Genomic DNA, 16,973 nt, shown 5'->3' on the forward strand with positions numbered 1-16,973 from the left:
CTTCACTCGGGAGCCTAGACTAGAAGCTCGGTTACTTACCGTTGAGGATTCGAAGTACATCTTCAGGGTTAGATGTAGACTTCAAACACTCAATTGCTTCTTCGTCATCAAGTGAATTCGTAATAGCCATCAGCACCATGTTGTGCTCATCACCTTGAGCCGCGATACCAATAACAAGCTTAGCGATATCATCTTCATCTTCGCCCCACTGAATACCTTCAGGGTATTGACAGAAAACGATGCCTGTTTTCTGTACGTACTGTTTAGCTTCGATAGTACCGTGAGGCACTGCGATTGATTCACCAAGGTAAGTCGTTACAAGCTCTTCACGGGCAAACATGCCTTCAACATATTCTGGAGCAACGTTACCAAGCTTCACTAGTTGCTCTCCGGCAAACTTAATAGCGTCTTGTTTTGACGTCGGCTTCATGCCTAAAAAGATGTTATCGCTTGTTAGTGTTAGCGTGCCTTGAGGCTCTTCTTCTGTAACCGGAGCTACTGCTTTCACTTCACCGGTTTGCGCTTCAATTAATTCAACAATTAGGTTGTCGTATACATGACCGTCTAAGAAGTTATTCAATGAAATATGCACCGCTGATGTCGCGTGCTTACGAGCACGGTCAGTTAGATCTTTGTGAGTCACAACAATCTGAGAGTCTGCAGGCAAGTTGTTGATAGCAAGGTTGGTTACATGAATGTCTAACCCTGCCGCTTCCACTTTCTTACGCAGTAGACCAGCACCCATTGCACTTGAACCCATACCCGCATCACAAGCAACGTAGATAGCGTTCACGTTAGACATATCAGCCGCTTGACCAGTCACTTGGCCTTTAGAAGAAGCTTTCATGTCTTTCATTGCACTTGATGCTTTCTCTAGTGAACCTTCATCTTCACCAGCATCACCTTGTGTCTTCATTAGAAGAGATGCGACTAGGAAAGAAGTACCTGTTGCAGCGATTACAGAAAGAATTACGCCAACAAATGATGCTTTCGGAGTAAGAAGCAAGATAGCAATAATTGAACCTGGAGATGCTGGAGATAAAAGACCTGAAGCAAACACTACGTTTGTGAATACACCAGCCATACCACCTGCGATAACAGCAAGGATTAAACGAGGGTTCATTAGCACGTATGGGAAGTAAATTTCGTGGATACCACCGAAGAAGTGGATGATAGATGCACCAGCCGCAGATTGCTTAGCATTACCTTTACCAAATACCATGTACGCTAGAAGAAGACCAAGACCCGGACCTGGGTTTGCTTCAATAAGGAAGAAGATTGATTGTCCAAGTTCTTCTGACTGCTGAATACCAAGTGGTGAGAAAATACCGTGGTTAATAGCGTTATTTAAGAAAAGGATTTTTGCAGGTTCAACGAAAATTGATGCAAGAGGGAGAGCACCTGCTTCAACCATTACGTTCACACCAGCCGCAAGACCAGAAGAAAGCACTTTCACTGCAGGACCAATTGCCATGAAGGCAATGATGGCGCAGATCATACCAATAATGCCGGCAGAGAAGTTATTCACAAGCATTTCGAAACCGCTCTTCACTTTACCGTGAACAGCTTCATCGAATTTCTTGATTGCGATACCACCGAGTGGACCAACAATCATCGCACCCATGAACATTGGGATATCAGTACCAACGATAACACCCATGGTGGTGATAGCACCGACAACCGCACCACGGTCGCCACCTGTCATCTTACCACCAGTGTAACCAATCAAGAGTGGTAGTAGGTATGTGATCATTGGACCAACCATTGATGCTAACGTTTCGTTAGGCAACCAACCCGTTGGAATGAATAGAGCAGTAATGAAACCCCACGCAATAAATGCGCCGATGTTTGGCATCACCATGTTGGATAGAAAACGACCAAAGTTTTGAACCTTGATCTTCGCTTCTGGAGATAGCATAGGTAGAACCCCGTAATGTTTTGGACGGCCAAGTGGCCAAAAAATGTGTCATCAAAAGTTGATTGAAATGTATCACAAGATTTCTAAAATGCACTTAACGAGAAAAATCGAGACTCAAATCACAAAATAATGGACAAATAGTATTAATCATACAATTAAAGATCACAAAAACACTATGTTTGTTAGTTACAAAGTCAAATTAACGATAATAATTATCAATACATGTTGGTACACATCACACTTTCATATCGACCACTAAAAAATAAATAGTGACAAACATCACATAAATAATAATGTCAATATTTTAACAAGGAAAATAAGAGCAAATTTACAGCGCACACTTGAATAAAATATGAGCCCATCTGCTTATAAAAACATGTTTATGTAATAAAATTACACAAATCCCAGTATATTTGAGCGTGCTGTCAAAAATCCTAAAAAGCATAGAACCAACAAAGTGTGATCTGTCGCTACATATTCGATATGTACGGTCCATATAAGTCTTATATGATCACCACCAACGCTTCACTTCATACAACAGAGCAACAGTACTGGCTCATAAATCAGAAACTAAACGAAGTGTAGTGTAGTACTCACCCACACTTTCTAGATAAAATGCAATCCATACTCTCGTGTGATTAAAGGGATATTAAATGCCAGAAAAACACTCAACTTCCTCGATGGCAAAGCTTAGAAAAATAGATGCAAAGCAGCTTTTTAGTGAACTCAAAGCCTCTGGGTATATAGTGAGAGCAAAAGATAAATGGGTACTTACTGAACGAGGTGAGAAGTTTGGTGGGGAATATGTCGAGCACAGCAAATTCGGAACATTTATCGTCTGGCCAGAAAACCTACTGATTGATCATGCATCTACATCTGGAAAAAACTTCACCGCCACACAAGTTGCCAAGCACTTCGAGCTTAGTGCAAAAAAGATTAACCTACTCCTAAGTGAATTAGGATGGATTGTAAAAAGTGAACAAGGTTGGCAAATCACAGAAACAGGCTTAAAAGCAGGCGGCGAGCAACGCGAAGATAAGCAAACCCAAAATCAATATGTGGTTTGGCATGACACGATTGTTCGCCATAAAAGGCTTCGCCAGTCGGTTGTAGAGTTTTTAGGTCAAGATGCTGAAAGCCATTCAACTGATGCCTCACTTTCTAGTTTCAGACAAAAATTTGAAGCCAAACATCGAACGCTAGATGGTCATTATGTTCGTTCAAAAGGCGAGCTAATCATTGATAACTGGCTCTATATGGCAGGCGTAGTACACGCTTATGAGCGCCCTCTTCCTATTGAGCAAGATGTGATGAGTGATTTTTATCTACCATCTGGCAAAGTCTATGTGCAATATTGGGGCACTGACAGCGGTAAGGTTGATGATGAAAAACGCATCGCCACGACTCTCATTTATGAAAAGCATGGCTTTGCTTTGATTGAACTATTCCCAGACGACATTGCCAATCTAGATAAAGTGCTACCTTTTAAGCTTCGTCAATATGGTATAAAAGCGTATTAATTTATACGCTTTACTCCAAGCTTAGCCTTCCTTTCTATCTTCCTATCTTCCTATCTTCCTATCTTCCTATCTTCCTATCTTCCTATTACGACAGCGCCTTCTTATACAACCAACAAACATTTTGAAGATAGTTTAGCCACCACTTCGATTTATATGGACATAAATTGGTAAGTAATAAGAAAAATCGCCCAAAAAGGCAACTTAATATCACATTAATCACTTTATTATGGATTTAATTATCCATAGTGATTAGGAATCTTTGCCATTTTTTTTATCCACAACTTCGATTACCTTATGCTCATCGACTTGAGCAACCGCAGAGATTCGATAATTGGGTAAGGTCGATACCCATTGAAAACAGAATGATTGATTCTGTAAATTTTATGGGCTGTCTGTTTATTGTGAACGTCATTGAACATTAAACCCTTCAACATTTAGTATTAAAGATATTAGGATTCAACATGACTCATCCAATCATCACTGATTTAAACACTCGCTACACTGCAAAAAAATACGATGCTAAAAAACGTGTTTCTGCGGAAGACATGGCTATCATCAAAGAAGCACTTCGTTTATCGGCTTCTTCTATTAACTCTCAACCTTGGAAATTCATTATCATTGAGAGTGACGAAGCGAAGCAACGTTTCCACAATACTTTTGAAAACATGTTCCAGTTTAACCAACCGCATGCAAAAGAAGCGTCGCACACTATTCTTTTCGCTCACGATCCTAAGTACACAAAAGAAAAATTCGCTAAACGTGCTGACACTGAAGTAAGTTCAGGTCACCTACCAGCGGAAATGTACGAACAGTTCCTAGGTGCTTACGCATTCGCAGAAATGAACACAGATGAAACAGGTTTTAATGGTAACTGGACTAAGTCTCAGGTTTACATTGCACTTGGCAACATCATGCACACTCTTGCTCGTCTAGGTATCTCATCTACACCTATGGAGGGTGTTGACGCTGCAATGATCGGTGAAGAGTTCGCTGATGAACTTGAAGGTCACGTTGTTGATGTAGCGCTAGCAATCGGCTTCCATAAAGAAGGCGAAGACTACAACCACGGTAAACCAAAAGCTCGTCTAGCTCTTGATGAAGTGGTAACAACGCTTTAATACTAAGCAATAGTGCTTGTGTTAGACATACAGCTTTAAATATTAGGTCAGGCTCAGCCTGGCCTTTTTTATGCGTAAAACACTTTTTAATGCATAAAGCATTTGATACCAGAAGCTAAAATACAAAACTTAATTTTAGCTATCCTCTTATCCTCTTATCCTCTTATCCTCTTATCCTCTTATCCTCTAGATAGAATACACTCCGATCAAAAAGACACAAACACGTCAATTAGACCAAATGGAAGTAAGAGTCATATTGACTCTTAAATTTAAAATTAAAAATAATAAACCAGCAAAATCAATAATATAAAAACATGGCACAACTAGTGCAATGATGACCTTAGAAAACATTAATAAGGTATTATCATTATGACTATTCACGTTAAAGGCAATGTTCACTGGGTTGGTATTCACGATTGGGAAACTGAACACTTCCATGGGAAGGAATATCACATGAACAAAGGTACCAGCTATAACTCGTACCTTATCCGTGAAGAGAAAACGGTTCTTGTCGATACTGTTGACCACCGCTTTACCGACCAATTCTTGGCAAACCTAGAAATGGAAATCGACCTCAATGAGATTGATTACATCATTTGCCAACATGCAGAAGAAGATCATTCAGGTGCTCTCTCCGCTTTACTTGAAAAGATCCCAAATACACCTATCTATTGTACTGAGGCTGGGGTGAATTCCATCATTGGTCACCACCACAAACCTGACTGGAATTTTAGAACCGTAAAAACAGGCGACGCGCTCGATATTGGTAATGGTAAACAGCTTATTTTTGTTGAGATGAAAATGCTGCATTGGCCGGATTCGATGGCAACTTACTTAACCAGCGACGAAGTGCTTTTCAGTAACGATGCTTTTGGTCAGCATTACTGTGATGAAAACCTATTTAATGACCAACTGGACCAAGTCGAACTTCATGATCAGTGTCTCCGATACTTCTCAAATATCCTGACCCCTTTCGCTCCTCTTGTAAAAGCCAAGATAGAAGAAGTATTAAGCCTTGGTGTGCCTATTGACGTTATTGCCACTTCACATGGCTGTATATGGCGTGATAACGCGACCCAAATTGTCGAGCAGTATTACGAGTGGTCTAAAGCTTATAAAGAAGATCGTATTACGATTGTCTACGACACCATGTCTAACAACACTCGAATGATGGCTGATGCCATCGCAAAAGGTATTCGTAAAAGCAGCCCAGAAACAGCAATTAAAGTTTTTAATATTTCTAAGCACGATAAAAACGACATTCTCGCCAATATCTTCCGTTCAAAAGGTGTGTTAGTTGGCTCTTCAACCATGAATAACGTAATGATGCCGCAAATCGCCGCGTTATTGGAAGAGATGCACGGTCTACGCTTTGCTGAAAAACGAGCGGCGGCATTTGGGTCGTCTGGTTGGACTGGCGGCGCAGTAAAGCGCATTGATGCACGCCTTCGTGAAGCCAACTTCGAAGTTAGCCCTGCGCAACACATTCATTGGAAACCTGATACAGAAGCACTACGACAGTGCATCGACTACGGAATGACACTCGCGGATGTATGGCGAGTAGATGCTGATGAAGTATGCCAACCAAAGCAAGTTGAGCGCAAGAAAGTTCAAATTGTAGAATCGGGAACAAGTACTAAGCAGAACGCTGAGAGTAGCGTTTGCAATTCAGATTTTGAGGTTGAGCAATCAAGCCATAACTCAGACTGCACTTGTTGGCGCTGCACGGTTTGCGAATGGATCTATGACCCTCAACTTGGGGAGCCAAATCAAGATGTAGAACCCGGGACACCTTGGGCACAAGTACCAGACTATTTCCTTTGCCCTGAATGTAGTTTGGGTAAAGAAGTGTTTGTAGAGGTGTAGTATGCAACCAATTATCATTGTAGGCGGCGGTTTTGCTGCACTTCAAACTATAAAAATGCTACGAAAAGTCGATGCTCAAGTGGCGATAGAAATCTTCACTGCGGATAATGGTACTGAATACAATAAGCCAAGTCTTTCTCATGTATTCAGTAAGAATCAAAGTGTGAAGGACCTTACTCTAAATAGTGCAGCAGCATTGGCAGAGCAATACAATATCGTCATTCACACCCACACTCATGTGGAAAGCATTAACGCCGAAGCGCAATACATAGAAGCAAGTGGCAAACGTCATTACTACTCAAAACTAGTGCTAGCGACGGGTGCGCGTACTTTTGTCCCACCAGTAAAAGGGCTGGACCATAGTAAAGTGCTCACGCTAAACAGCCTAGACGAGTTTCATCAATCCAAATCTCGCATTGATACTGCAAAACGAATAGCCATTATTGGGGGTGGTTTAATTGGGGTTGAGTTAGCACTTGATCTACAAGTCGCGGGAAAAGAAGTCACAATATTCGAGCCGGCTTCCGACTTGTTGCCGAACCTTTTGCCTAGGTTTATTTCTGCTGAATTAGAACGGGAACTCATCAAAAGTGGCGTGCAAGTTATGACGAACACGGCGATCATAGAAGCTAAGCATAATGAAACTGAACTTGTATTAAATGCCTCTTCTTCTGTATCCGCTCGACTCGCCAATATCGAAGTAGATGAAGTGATCGCCGCTGCTGGTCTGCGTCCAAATATAGAGCTTGCAGTACAGGCGGGAATCGATGTTAATCAAGGCATTGTGGTTGATTCAACACTTTCTAGTAGCATTAGTAATATCTTTGCGATTGGAGACTGCGCTGAAATTGAAGGGCGAGTGATGGCTTACTTACAACCTGCCATTTTGTCAGCAAACGTACTTGCTAAACAACTGACCAGTTCTGAAGGTAACTTAGCTTTACCACCGATGCTAACCAAAGTGAAAACGCCGAGTTATCCTATCCAGTTGTCAGGAAAGCACATTCACACTGCAACACGCTGGGAAGCGGAATTTACCCCAAATGGCATAGTAGCTAAAGCATTTGACGATGCGAATAGCTTCGTTGGGTTCGTTGTCGCTGGTAACCATTCCAAGGCTGCATTCCCGCTATTACGTGAACTGCAATTGGCTTAGCCATTATAGAGGAGGTTGAGATTGTGGAATAACACATCTCATCCTTATTGCTTATTGCTTATTGCTTATTGCTTATTGCTTAACGCTCGCTCAGTTCATTCACCGAACGGGGATTTAATTCTAATAAAAATTTGGCTGCCTCTATTTACATAAAATAAATAGAGCAGCCTAAACCTAACTCAAGAAGGGCCTATAAGAGTTAGAAATTGATACCAGCACCAACGTAAACATTGTCACTGTTTTTAAAATCTTCAGAAGCTTCTTTATAACCAGCTCGCAGCGTTATCGCATTGTATCTATAACCCACCTCAGCACCGTACACAAAAGCAGCATTAACATTGCCACTGAAATAGTGAAAACCGCCAATTGGTGCAATATAGAAATCACCATGAGGAAAGGATGGTTTTATGTTAATCCCAAGCGAGTGCATGTCGTTACTGTATTGGGCATATTCCCATTCATAACCGAAATCTAACTCCGGACTGGCTTTGAAATAAAACCCATACTGTAATGCGTACTTAGAATCATTCGTAAGGTAATCAGCACCAAAATACAAATTTGGTTCAGCGAAGCTTATGCTTGGAAATAACGCTAAAAAACACAAAAATTTCTTCATCACTTGTCTCGCAATCATTTATAAATTGACTTATTTATGGCTGCAAAAATAGCACGATTTTCAAACGAGAAGTGTAAGTGCCTGTAAGCAAGTACATTCAAGATGAAAGAAATACTGCCCATAAAAAAGCCAGCAGCTAATGCTACTGGCTTTTTAAAGCGAACTGCACCTCAACAAAAGGAGCCGTCATATCCGGTCTAAAACCTAAGGCTATCCAATAAAGGAAATGTATCCTTGCAGAATAATCAAGTTAACAATATCAATAAAGAAAGCACCAACAATTGGAACGACCATAAAGGCTTGAGGTGATGGACCAAAGCGATTCACAAGTGAACCCATATTCATCACGGCAGTAGGTGTTGCCCCTAAGCCGAAACCACAGTGCCCACCAGCCATTACCGCAGCATCATAATTTGAGCCCATAACTTTGAACGTCACAAAGTACGAGAAGATACCTAAAACCACAGCCTGCACCGCTAAGATGGCAAGGAATGGAATCGCAAGGTCAAAAATATTCCACAGTTTTAAGCTCATTAAAGCCATTGCTAAGAATAACGACAGTGAAACCGTGCCAAGAATATCGACAGTCTCACTGTCTGTTTTATGAATCTTAGTGACTTCGAATACATTCGTAATAAACACACCAATAAACAGCGCGTAAACGAAATCAGGGATCATCAACCAAGTAATTTCAAATGTACTTACCCACTGCTCTAAATAACGAGCACCCGTAATACAGATAAGAAGAATAAACAGCACTTCAATGACCTTCTTCGCCGTGACTTTGTCTTCTTCATATTCGTTGTAAGTGACAAGTTCCGGGAAGCGTTCGTGAGTATGAGTACCCGTGCCATATTCCGATTCTAGGTTATTCTTATTGATAAGCTTTTGAGCCACAGGGCTACCGATGATGCCACCAATAATCAAACCAAAGGTTGCCGATGCCATTGCGATTTCCAAGGTATTGGCAATGCCATACGTGTCGGAAAAAGTTTGTGACCAAGCAGCGCCCGTTCCGTGACCACCAGAAAGCGTTATCGAACCAGCGATAAGCCCCATTAATGGGTCTAAACCTAAAGCAGTCGCGAGCGTTACACCCACACCGTTTTGAATGATGATATAGACCGAAGCAACACCTAAAAATAGGAATACTTTTGCTCCACCTTTCATCAGCTGAGTATAGTTAGCCGCTAAACCTACTGTCGCGAAAAACATCAACATGAAGGTCTTTTGTAAAGGTAGAGAAAACTCTAGATCAATACCGTTAAAATGAAGACCTGTGATAGCAAAAGCAACAATCAACCCACCAACAATGGGTTCAGGGATATTGTATTTTTTAAGTACTGGAAGCTTTGCGTTCACAAAATGACCTAGAAACAACACACTAATCGCGATTAGGAAAGATTCTAGTGGCCCTATTGAAATTAAATTATTCATATAACCTCTATATTTTTTACGTTCTCATCTTCCCTAATGAGTTCAATTTGTCAGTTACTGGTTTCTGTTCTGCCTGTATGCAAGTGGATAAGATAATCATGGTTAAAAAAAGAAACTAATTTACTTAGCAGGTCAAAGCCTATGTTAGTAGCAAGTTAAGTTTTCTAAAAAACAAAAGATTTTGTGATTACAATCAAACCTGTGATTTGAATTAAGCGTAACTAATGCCATCACAAAGTAACGTTTCTAACCCGTGAAAAAGCAAAAAGGAGCTATCACTAGCTCCTTTTTCATTACCGTATCGGTAATTAGAATTTTTTCGGGGCAAACCCTGTCATCACTTCAAGGCGAAGCTCTTTACCCACTTTAGTCATTGGGTGAACAACCACTAATCCTTTAACTGACTTTTTCAGTTTACCCATATCCGCTTGCTCAGCTTTCGTAATTTCACGACGAAATGGCATATCAACCAGAGCTTTACGTTCTTGGTTCACATCGTAGCTTTGCTTATGTTTAAGCTGTGCAATTTTCTTCGTTAACTTTTTGATTTCATCTTCAAATTGATTAACGACAGGACGATCATTACGAGCCTTAGCAGCCGCTAACTTGTGGCGACACTTGTCTAGACGGTTGTTAATTTGTTGAAGTTCGTTTGTACCACTCATAATAATTTCCTAAATTTAGCAAGCCAATGCGGATTGGGGCGCGGAGTATAGCATAAATGCACGCCACTACAGAAATTTATATTCCTGCTTGCAAGACTCCCTTTTCCTATTGTTTGTCATTCATTTGGTAGGCAACTAAAGCCGACTTTAATGATTCGATATCTGATCCACAAAGATGCCTTTTCAGCGCTTCAAATTTATCAGCCGGCCAATCATAAATACCCATTTCCATGAGCGTTTGAATGGTCTCTTTATCAAACCTAAACTTCAATAATGTGGCAGGAGAGCCGCCTACAACAGCATAAGGCGGTACATCTTTCGTCACCACACTATTAGCCGCAATAATCGCACCTTCACCAATAGTGACACCTGGCATAACCATCGCTCGCATGCCTATCCACACCCCATCATGAATATGAGTATCACCTTTGCCTTGGTAGGCTTCGTCAATGAAATCCATAAACGGATACAAACAAAACCAATCCGCACGGTGCGTGTGGTTGCCTCCCATCAGGATAACGGCTTCAGCCCCAATACAGACATAGTCACCAATATACAACTGATCTATTGTCCAGCGCGGCTCGCGGTCTTTAGTCAACCAATCACCATGTAAATATCGAACAACCGAGTCTTCAAACCCATTATCCCAACAATCGCTGTAATAACTATGAGTACCTTTGAGATGAATATTAGGGTTTTTCACAACGTCATGAAGTAACTGAAATTGAGACCAATGCTTTCGCGTTGGTACCGTGCTTGAATCGGCTTCTGGTTTAGACTGAACGGGGTGATTCTGATGAATCGAAGTATTTTGAGTCATGTGAGATTCTCTTATTAGCAATAAATATCGGCTACAGAATCAAACTGCAGCGCTACTTGTAAAATTAATCAAGTAGCCCGCTAATGAACCCAAGGTTGGACAAGGTAAGCAATAAATAACATCTTTTACTCAACTATCGAATTTGTCATTATTATCTAAACTATAACTATGCCGTATCGCTTATATGTCAATATTCAGTAAAGACATACGAGAAAGCCACGCTAAATTGCTCAATAAAATAAGAGAGAAATATGAGAACACTATGGCTCACAGGGATAAGTTGTCTAATATGTACACCTTTACAGGCTGCGTTCAAAAGTGCTCCTGAAAGCACGCGCGATTCTCAAAATGCCGCTGATGCAAAAAAAAGCGTCATCGTTGAATATTTGCCTTCGCAAGATAACTTTGAAGCATCTCTGAAATCTGAAATCGAACAAAGTGGAATCAACAGCACACTCATTGACCTCTCCGAACAATTATTCCCTTTTAATAACACTCTGATACTGCAATACGGTACTGATGAAGGTCCGATGTATGATCCAGACACTCATACCATTCATATTCCATACTCTTTCTACGCCGAATCTATCGATTACTTTACAAAGAACAAGTACAACGAAAAATACAATAAATCCGCTAAATTGGGGGCAATAGATACCCTCTTACATACGCTACTTCATGAAGCTGGACATGCGTATATTGAAGACCAAAACATTCCGATATTAGGCAAAGAAGAAGACGCCGTAGACAACTTCGCCACCATCATATTGCTGAACTATATTGAAGATGGAGATGATGCGGCCATTAGTGCTGCTGATATGTTTGCTTTTGAGTCAGACGATAGACCCGATTATTACGACTTTGGCGAATACATTGATGAGCATAGTTTTGACTTACAACGCTACTTTTCAACGTTGTGTCTCGTTTACGGCAGTGACCCTGAAAAGCATGCCAATTTACTGAACGAAGTTGAGAACAACTACTTAAGTGACCGAAAAGATTTTTGTATTTTTAACTACGACACTATCAGTCAAAACTGGGGAGAGTATTTAAATTTGCAAAAATAAACAATAACCCAAACAAACCACACAATTTAAAATGGTTAATTAGTTAAATATCACCCAAACACTTAATTTAAAAGAATAATGGTTGGCTAGATAGGTTTTTCTTTTAAGCTTTTTATTTATATAAAGATTAATAAAATAAAGAAAAAGTTATTACTAGCCAACACTTAACACTGTAAATACATGTAACAACATACAAACAACGAGTTGTTCACATTTCATTTTATAATTTCCAAGTAAGCTCACTATATAACTATTAAAATTATAAGGTTAGTGAACACTGCCTATAGCTCAATTAGGAAAACAAGATGAGTATTACCATTCGCAAGCGACTTTATATCCTGTCCATATTCCCATTGCTTATTATCACTATTGGCATGATGACTTTGAGCTATATGGAGCTGAATAACCTCAACACTAAACAAATTCAAACCACTCATGAAAGTATGATGGAAATTAAAAAGACGGAGCTTAAATCTTATGTTGATATAGCAAAAACCGCTCTTAACCCTATCATTGCAAACAATGGCACAAGAGAAGATGCCATCAATACACTTAAAGAAATTAACTTTGGAGAAAATGGATACATCTTTGGCTATACATCAAAAGGTGTCCGCGTTCTTCAGGGGCAATCTGACGCAGGGATCGGTAAAAACTTCTTTAATCTACAAGATAAGAAAGGCAATTACCTGATTCAAGACCTCCTGAAGAACTCAAAAGTAAATAAATTCACAACCTATTACTTCCCCAAGCCGAACCAAACCATCCCGCAACCTAAACTGAGTTATTCGGTATTTTTCCCACAGTGGGACATGATGATCGGAACGGGCTTTTATACTGACGATGTAGACAGCACCATCGCCATTATGGATAAACAATCAAAAGAAATTGCAGACAAAAGCCTAGTGACTATTGGTCTGTTTTGTTTAGCAATCACTGCGATTGTAGTGATTTTTGCCATGTACATTAACCGCAGTATCATGCGCCCACTTGAACAGTTTGATGATTCAATCCGTGCCTTTGCAAGTGGGGATGCCGACTTAACCGCTCGCATGGATATTTCATCGGTCCCAGAATTTAAAACACTCACTACTAACTTCAATATCTTTGTTGCAAGCCTACAAGACATCATTGGAAAAGTAAGTTTGGTCAGCCAACAAGTCGTAGATGAAACCAACAACATGTCTAGCAGAGCCACTCAGGTGGATGAACTGGCTTCAGGCCAACAACTCGAAACCGACCAAGTTGCTACTGCAATGACAGAAATGACCTCGACTGCCCACGAAATATCCAACAATGCAAATCAAGCTGCAGATTCAGCAAAAAATGCTGAAGACAACGTGAATGAAGCGAATGAGATTGTCTCTTCTGCAGTTCATTCTGTGCAAGATTTAGCTTCTGAGGTTGCCCAAGCGAGTGAAGTCATTTCTAAACTAGAAGGCGATGTAAGAAATATTTCATCGTCACTTGAAGTGATCCAAGATATTGCCGAGCAAACAAACCTGCTTGCGTTAAATGCAGCTATTGAAGCAGCTAGGGCGGGCGAACAAGGTCGCGGTTTCGCCGTTGTAGCAGATGAGGTAAGAAAACTGGCAAGCCGGACTCAAGAAAGTACTGGTGAGATTCACCAAATGATTGAACAGCTAAAATCGGCTTCTGATAATGCAGTAAAAGCGATGGATACCAGCCAGTCTAGAAGTAATAGCGCGGTTACCGAAGCAAACTCAGCGAAAGAAGCACTTGAAAAAATCAAAGGTTCTATTGATATCATCATGGATATGAACTCTTTAATAGCAACCGCAACTCAAGAACAAAGCCATGTGGGGCAAGAGATCTCACAACGTATTACTGTTATCTCAGACCAAAGTAACCAATCCGCTTCTTTGGCAAATGACAACCGAGTTGGCAGCCAAGACCTTAATGGTAAAGCACACCAACTTCATGAGTTAGTCGATAGATTTACGGTGTAACTCAGTCAGTCTAAACCCGAGATATTCACTTTAAAGATCAAAAAAGGACAAGTAGTTTCCCATACTTGTCCTTTTTTTATTGCTTTAATTTGCTTGTTCAGCTTGCCCTTTACCTATCCAGTATGGCTCTTAACATTCCAGCTTAGCTATTAGAATTTCAGCATAGCGATCAACATAGAGAAAGATTAGACATTCACCTTATATTTAAGGTCTTGAGCTTCATCACCTGTCATCCCTCTAAAGCCCCAGCAGTGTGAAGGTTGTTCTTTAATCGTGATCTCTATATCGATGGGTTTAATCCCAAGCTTGAGTTCAATCTCAGAAAAAATCCTCTTGATGAGTGCTTTCTTGGTGCGAACCGTTCGTCCTTCCATCATGTTTATTTCAATAACAGTGTACGCACCTGTGCGACCTTCTGGATAAAAGAAGTCATCTTTATCGAGTGGGACAAAGCGGTGAGCTCGCTTATCATCGGGTAGGCCCATTTCACTGTTTAAGCAAAACTGCAAAATGTCTGACAACTGAAGTTTAATAGGGTTAAGTTGTGCCTTAATGCCGTAAATAACAATCATATTCATTCCTTGAGGTGCTAAAGGTTTAAACAGTTAAGGTTGTTTATCAAAGATTTTAACGCCTTCAGGAAGGTCCACCCAACTCAGTTTTTCCGAAACCCAAACATGCGCAACCGGTTGGAAAATAGTGTCATGTTCAAAGCCGACTGGCTTCAGTTTTAATTTAAGAGTGGTTTGATCGTCTGGATTGTAGTGATAAACACGGTTGCCGCAATCAGGACAAAAAGCCGCAGTATTCCGATTACCGGAATCCGACATTCGGCTCCATTCTTTCAGCTTCCCTTGAAACTCAATATCACCTTGCGCCACAATCGCCGTGACACTAAATGGGCTGGTAGAGAGCTTTTGACATTCTTGACAATGACAAGCCAACACCATTTTCGGCTCAGCTTTAAGCTGGTAGGTCACTTGCCCGCACTGACAGGCTCCTTCGATAGGATAATCCATTCATCACTTCCTCAATTACGCACATTAAAATGGTATGACGCTTTGTTAAAAGCTCGCGACACACTTTATCTCCCTATGACAATATGGCATAAGGTAGCTGTTTTAGAGAGTTCGGAACGATGATTTTATGAACAGGACCTACAAAAAACATGTAGACCCGACCTAGCCTGTTGTTTACATGAACAACCGATGTTGCATGCACCTTTGCTTTATTTCCATTAGGTTCAATCGTAAAAGATAATTTCACATTAAGGTGCTTATCTCGGTCTTCAACAATGACTTCCGATGCTGATTTCGAATACAAAGAAAAGATACCAACTTTATCGCCGACCTGATAATCAGCCGCTGATTTCGTCCTATCAATCTCAGTCATACTGCCTAAATTTTTCAACCCAAACAGCCCAACGATTTTATTTCTCAAAGCCATTAACGTTGTGACCCATTTCGGTGTCGCTTGCATAAGGTCTATATAAACATCCATAGCGGATTGCCCATGGTATTGAATGTCGGTATGAAAAGAATCAGCAAAATAGGCGTCTTCTAGGTGTGAACGAATATCGGCATTATCAGGTAATTGATGCATCTCAGTCATGTTCTCCATATCATTGCTTCTATCAGAAGTATCCTTTTCGACTTTACCCATCCTTTGTATGAGAGAAAGCCTTATTCAATTTAAACGCCTGCAGTCTCAATTAAGCAACAGATTAGCACCACGAGTTATGAAGCTAATTAAGCCTCTAAACATTCGGGTACTGGTCTTAGAATGTCACCATCTTAAACTTAGGGTTCTGAGTTAGCACTTCTAAGCTTAACAACTCATCTAATACCACTAACTTTGAACCTGAATCCAGATTAATCAAAATACACTCTTGCTTGTCATCATCTCTTTTTGTGTCCATCGCAATGCCTTGAATACTTTCACCAGACTTTAGCGTTAATAAGATTTCATATTGATACAGACACACAATTTCAATGTAATCGTACTGGTTGCAACTGATCATCGTTCCTCCAACATTTATCATTTCTCTTAGCTTTACACTGTAAAACAAAAGAAAGCAGACAGCACTGATCGAGTGCGACCTGCAGTGCGTACTAACCAATAAGCGTACCTATTTAAAAGAGTGGCATATGCAGGAACCAACCTCAAAAAATACACAACAGGCAATGATAAGCACTAATCAACCTCCTCATTTACAACTGCAAGTTCAACATAATCTTGCGGTGTTCCCTTTACCAATTTTTTTATTGCCAGAAGGCAGGCAGAGATTACGTATATTCGAGAAAAAATATCTATCAATGATAGCTAATGCTTCCAAGGGGGAAGGATTTGTTATTGCACGTTCCGATAAACAACGAGATTACCAAGTCAGTTCATGGGGAATTAAAGTCGCCATTGTTGACTTCAACATGGGGGATGACAATATTCTTGAAGTGGATGTAGAAGGCATAGAGTTGGTGAAAATATCTAATTTCACTTATCAAGACGATGGTTTGTTGATAGGCAGTGCACTTGCGACTAACCATTGGTCTAGACTTGATAATAATGAACCAACACCAAGACTATCCGCTTTTTTAGAAAAACTATTTCAAGAACATGAACTCATTCAATCACTGTATTCAAACACCAAGTTCGATGATCCTATTTGGGTTTGTTCTAGACTGATAGAGATACTGCCTATTTCACTCGGAAGAAAAGAAACCTTTCTTTCCCCCACAAGTTTTCCTTCATTAGTTGCGCTATTAAACGAGGTCGTATCAGGAAGTACCATGCAAAATGAAATAAGTTAAAAATAAAAGTGATCCA

Annotated in this window: 16 protein-coding genes; 7 read left to right on the plus strand and 9 right to left on the minus strand. The window is 40.4% G+C overall.

Translation table 11 applies throughout. From position 1 onward, the window contains the following. Positions 1–31: 31 nt before the first annotated feature. The gene (locus L4C37_RS02140; RefSeq protein WP_429767740.1) at positions 32–1,918 is read right to left on the minus strand and encodes a PTS mannitol transporter subunit IICBA; all 1,887 of its coding nucleotides are present in this window, start codon (positions 1,916–1,918) and stop codon (positions 32–34) included. Between the two features lie 653 nt (positions 1,919–2,571). Here L4C37_RS02140 and L4C37_RS02145 point away from each other — a divergent pair. The 4 genes from L4C37_RS02145 to norW all read left to right on the plus strand — a co-directional run bounded on the left by L4C37_RS02145 (position 2,572) and on the right by norW (position 7,578). After that, the gene (locus L4C37_RS02145) at positions 2,572–3,438 is read left to right on the plus strand and encodes a glycerol kinase (protein WP_372265149.1); all 867 of its coding nucleotides are present in this window, start codon (positions 2,572–2,574) and stop codon (positions 3,436–3,438) included. A 461-nt stretch (positions 3,439–3,899) separates the two neighbouring features. After that, positions 3,900–4,556, plus strand: a complete 657-nt coding sequence (locus L4C37_RS02150) for a nitroreductase family protein (RefSeq protein WP_429767741.1) — start codon at positions 3,900–3,902, stop codon at positions 4,554–4,556. 369 nt (positions 4,557–4,925) lie between these two features. Then, positions 4,926–6,422 carry an anaerobic nitric oxide reductase flavorubredoxin gene (norV, locus tag L4C37_RS02155; protein WP_429767742.1) on the plus strand — a complete coding sequence of 499 codons (1,497 nt, stop codon included), beginning with the start codon at positions 4,926–4,928 and terminating at the stop codon, positions 6,420–6,422. 1 nt (position 6,423) lies between these two features. Continuing rightward, positions 6,424–7,578, plus strand: coding sequence for an NADH:flavorubredoxin reductase NorW (norW, locus tag L4C37_RS02160; RefSeq protein WP_429767743.1), 1,155 nt, complete (start codon positions 6,424–6,426; stop codon positions 7,576–7,578). A gap of 199 nt (positions 7,579–7,777) precedes the next feature. On the opposite strand, the gene L4C37_RS02165 is transcribed toward norW, so the two are convergent. From L4C37_RS02165 to L4C37_RS02180, 4 genes are all read right to left on the minus strand, one after another. After that, positions 7,778–8,194: a hypothetical protein gene (locus tag L4C37_RS02165; RefSeq protein WP_240701680.1), complete on the minus strand. Its 417-nt coding sequence runs from the start codon at positions 8,192–8,194 to the stop codon at positions 7,778–7,780. A gap of 210 nt (positions 8,195–8,404) precedes the next feature. Further along, positions 8,405–9,631: a sodium/glutamate symporter gene (gene gltS / locus L4C37_RS02170; protein WP_137371738.1), complete on the minus strand. Its 1,227-nt coding sequence runs from the start codon at positions 9,629–9,631 to the stop codon at positions 8,405–8,407. Between the two features lie 308 nt (positions 9,632–9,939). Beyond that, positions 9,940–10,296 (minus strand): YibL family ribosome-associated protein, encoded by a 357-nt coding sequence (locus L4C37_RS02175; protein ID WP_137371739.1) that lies wholly within the window; start codon positions 10,294–10,296, stop codon positions 9,940–9,942. 106 nt (positions 10,297–10,402) lie between these two features. Next, positions 10,403–11,116 (minus strand): CatB-related O-acetyltransferase, encoded by a 714-nt coding sequence (locus tag L4C37_RS02180; RefSeq protein WP_429767744.1) that lies wholly within the window; start codon positions 11,114–11,116, stop codon positions 10,403–10,405. 251 nt (positions 11,117–11,367) lie between these two features. On the opposite strand from L4C37_RS02180, the gene L4C37_RS02185 reads away from it, so the two are divergent. After that, a complete protein-coding gene (locus tag L4C37_RS02185; protein WP_429767745.1) occupies positions 11,368–12,183 on the plus strand; it encodes a DUF4344 domain-containing metallopeptidase in 816 nt (271 codons plus the stop codon). A 305-nt stretch (positions 12,184–12,488) separates the two neighbouring features. Then, positions 12,489–14,150: a methyl-accepting chemotaxis protein gene (locus L4C37_RS02190; RefSeq protein WP_429767746.1), complete on the plus strand. Its 1,662-nt coding sequence runs from the start codon at positions 12,489–12,491 to the stop codon at positions 14,148–14,150. 185 nt (positions 14,151–14,335) lie between these two features. On the opposite strand, the gene L4C37_RS02195 is transcribed toward L4C37_RS02190, so the two are convergent. The 4 genes from L4C37_RS02195 to L4C37_RS02210 all read right to left on the minus strand — a co-directional run bounded on the left by L4C37_RS02195 (position 14,336) and on the right by L4C37_RS02210 (position 16,170). Then, on the minus strand, positions 14,336–14,722 hold the full coding sequence (locus L4C37_RS02195) for a tautomerase family protein (protein ID WP_429767747.1): 387 nt from the start codon (positions 14,720–14,722) through the stop codon (positions 14,336–14,338). A gap of 33 nt (positions 14,723–14,755) precedes the next feature. Continuing rightward, on the minus strand, positions 14,756–15,169 hold the full coding sequence (locus tag L4C37_RS02200) for a GFA family protein (RefSeq protein ID WP_137371744.1): 414 nt from the start codon (positions 15,167–15,169) through the stop codon (positions 14,756–14,758). A gap of 73 nt (positions 15,170–15,242) precedes the next feature. Continuing rightward, a complete protein-coding gene (locus L4C37_RS02205) occupies positions 15,243–15,761 on the minus strand; it encodes a DUF2867 domain-containing protein (protein ID WP_429767748.1) in 519 nt (172 codons plus the stop codon). Positions 15,762–15,927: 166 nt separating this feature from the next. Then, positions 15,928–16,170: a Rho-binding antiterminator gene (locus L4C37_RS02210; protein WP_273293544.1), complete on the minus strand. Its 243-nt coding sequence runs from the start codon at positions 16,168–16,170 to the stop codon at positions 15,928–15,930. 127 nt (positions 16,171–16,297) lie between these two features. Here L4C37_RS02210 and L4C37_RS02215 point away from each other — a divergent pair, with 127 nt between their 5' ends. After that, positions 16,298–16,957, plus strand: coding sequence for an LON peptidase substrate-binding domain-containing protein (locus L4C37_RS02215; protein WP_273293543.1), 660 nt, complete (start codon positions 16,298–16,300; stop codon positions 16,955–16,957). The last annotated feature ends 16 nt before the right edge of the window (positions 16,958–16,973 follow it).

Source organism: Vibrio kagoshimensis, assembly GCF_050337535.1.
GTDB classification, from domain to species: domain Bacteria; phylum Pseudomonadota; class Gammaproteobacteria; order Enterobacterales; family Vibrionaceae; genus Vibrio; species Vibrio gallaecicus.

Bases quoted from the DNA above. Each gene is read 5' to 3' on its own strand.
- L4C37_RS02140 (WP_429767740.1), bottom strand. From the start codon at position 1,918: ATGCTATCTCCAGAAGCGAAGATCAAGGTTCAAAACTTTGGTCGTTTT.
- L4C37_RS02145 (WP_372265149.1), top strand. From the start codon at position 2,572: ATGCCAGAAAAACACTCAACTTCCTCGATGGCAAAGCTTAGAAAAATA.
- L4C37_RS02150 (WP_429767741.1), top strand. From the start codon at position 3,900: ATGACTCATCCAATCATCACTGATTTAAACACTCGCTACACTGCAAAA.
- norV (WP_429767742.1), top strand. From the start codon at position 4,926: ATGACTATTCACGTTAAAGGCAATGTTCACTGGGTTGGTATTCACGAT.
- norW (WP_429767743.1), top strand. From the start codon at position 6,424: ATGCAACCAATTATCATTGTAGGCGGCGGTTTTGCTGCACTTCAAACT.
- L4C37_RS02165 (WP_240701680.1), bottom strand. From the start codon at position 8,194: ATGAAGAAATTTTTGTGTTTTTTAGCGTTATTTCCAAGCATAAGCTTC.
- gltS (WP_137371738.1), bottom strand. From the start codon at position 9,631: ATGAATAATTTAATTTCAATAGGGCCACTAGAATCTTTCCTAATCGCG.
- L4C37_RS02175 (WP_137371739.1), bottom strand. From the start codon at position 10,296: ATGAGTGGTACAAACGAACTTCAACAAATTAACAACCGTCTAGACAAG.
- L4C37_RS02180 (WP_429767744.1), bottom strand. From the start codon at position 11,116: ATGACTCAAAATACTTCGATTCATCAGAATCACCCCGTTCAGTCTAAA.
- L4C37_RS02185 (WP_429767745.1), top strand. From the start codon at position 11,368: ATGAGAACACTATGGCTCACAGGGATAAGTTGTCTAATATGTACACCT.
- L4C37_RS02190 (WP_429767746.1), top strand. From the start codon at position 12,489: ATGAGTATTACCATTCGCAAGCGACTTTATATCCTGTCCATATTCCCA.
- L4C37_RS02195 (WP_429767747.1), bottom strand. From the start codon at position 14,722: ATGATTGTTATTTACGGCATTAAGGCACAACTTAACCCTATTAAACTT.
- L4C37_RS02200 (WP_137371744.1), bottom strand. From the start codon at position 15,169: ATGGATTATCCTATCGAAGGAGCCTGTCAGTGCGGGCAAGTGACCTAC.
- L4C37_RS02205 (WP_429767748.1), bottom strand. From the start codon at position 15,761: ATGACTGAGATGCATCAATTACCTGATAATGCCGATATTCGTTCACAC.
- L4C37_RS02210 (WP_273293544.1), bottom strand. From the start codon at position 16,170: ATGATCAGTTGCAACCAGTACGATTACATTGAAATTGTGTGTCTGTAT.
- L4C37_RS02215 (WP_273293543.1), top strand. From the start codon at position 16,298: ATGCAGGAACCAACCTCAAAAAATACACAACAGGCAATGATAAGCACT.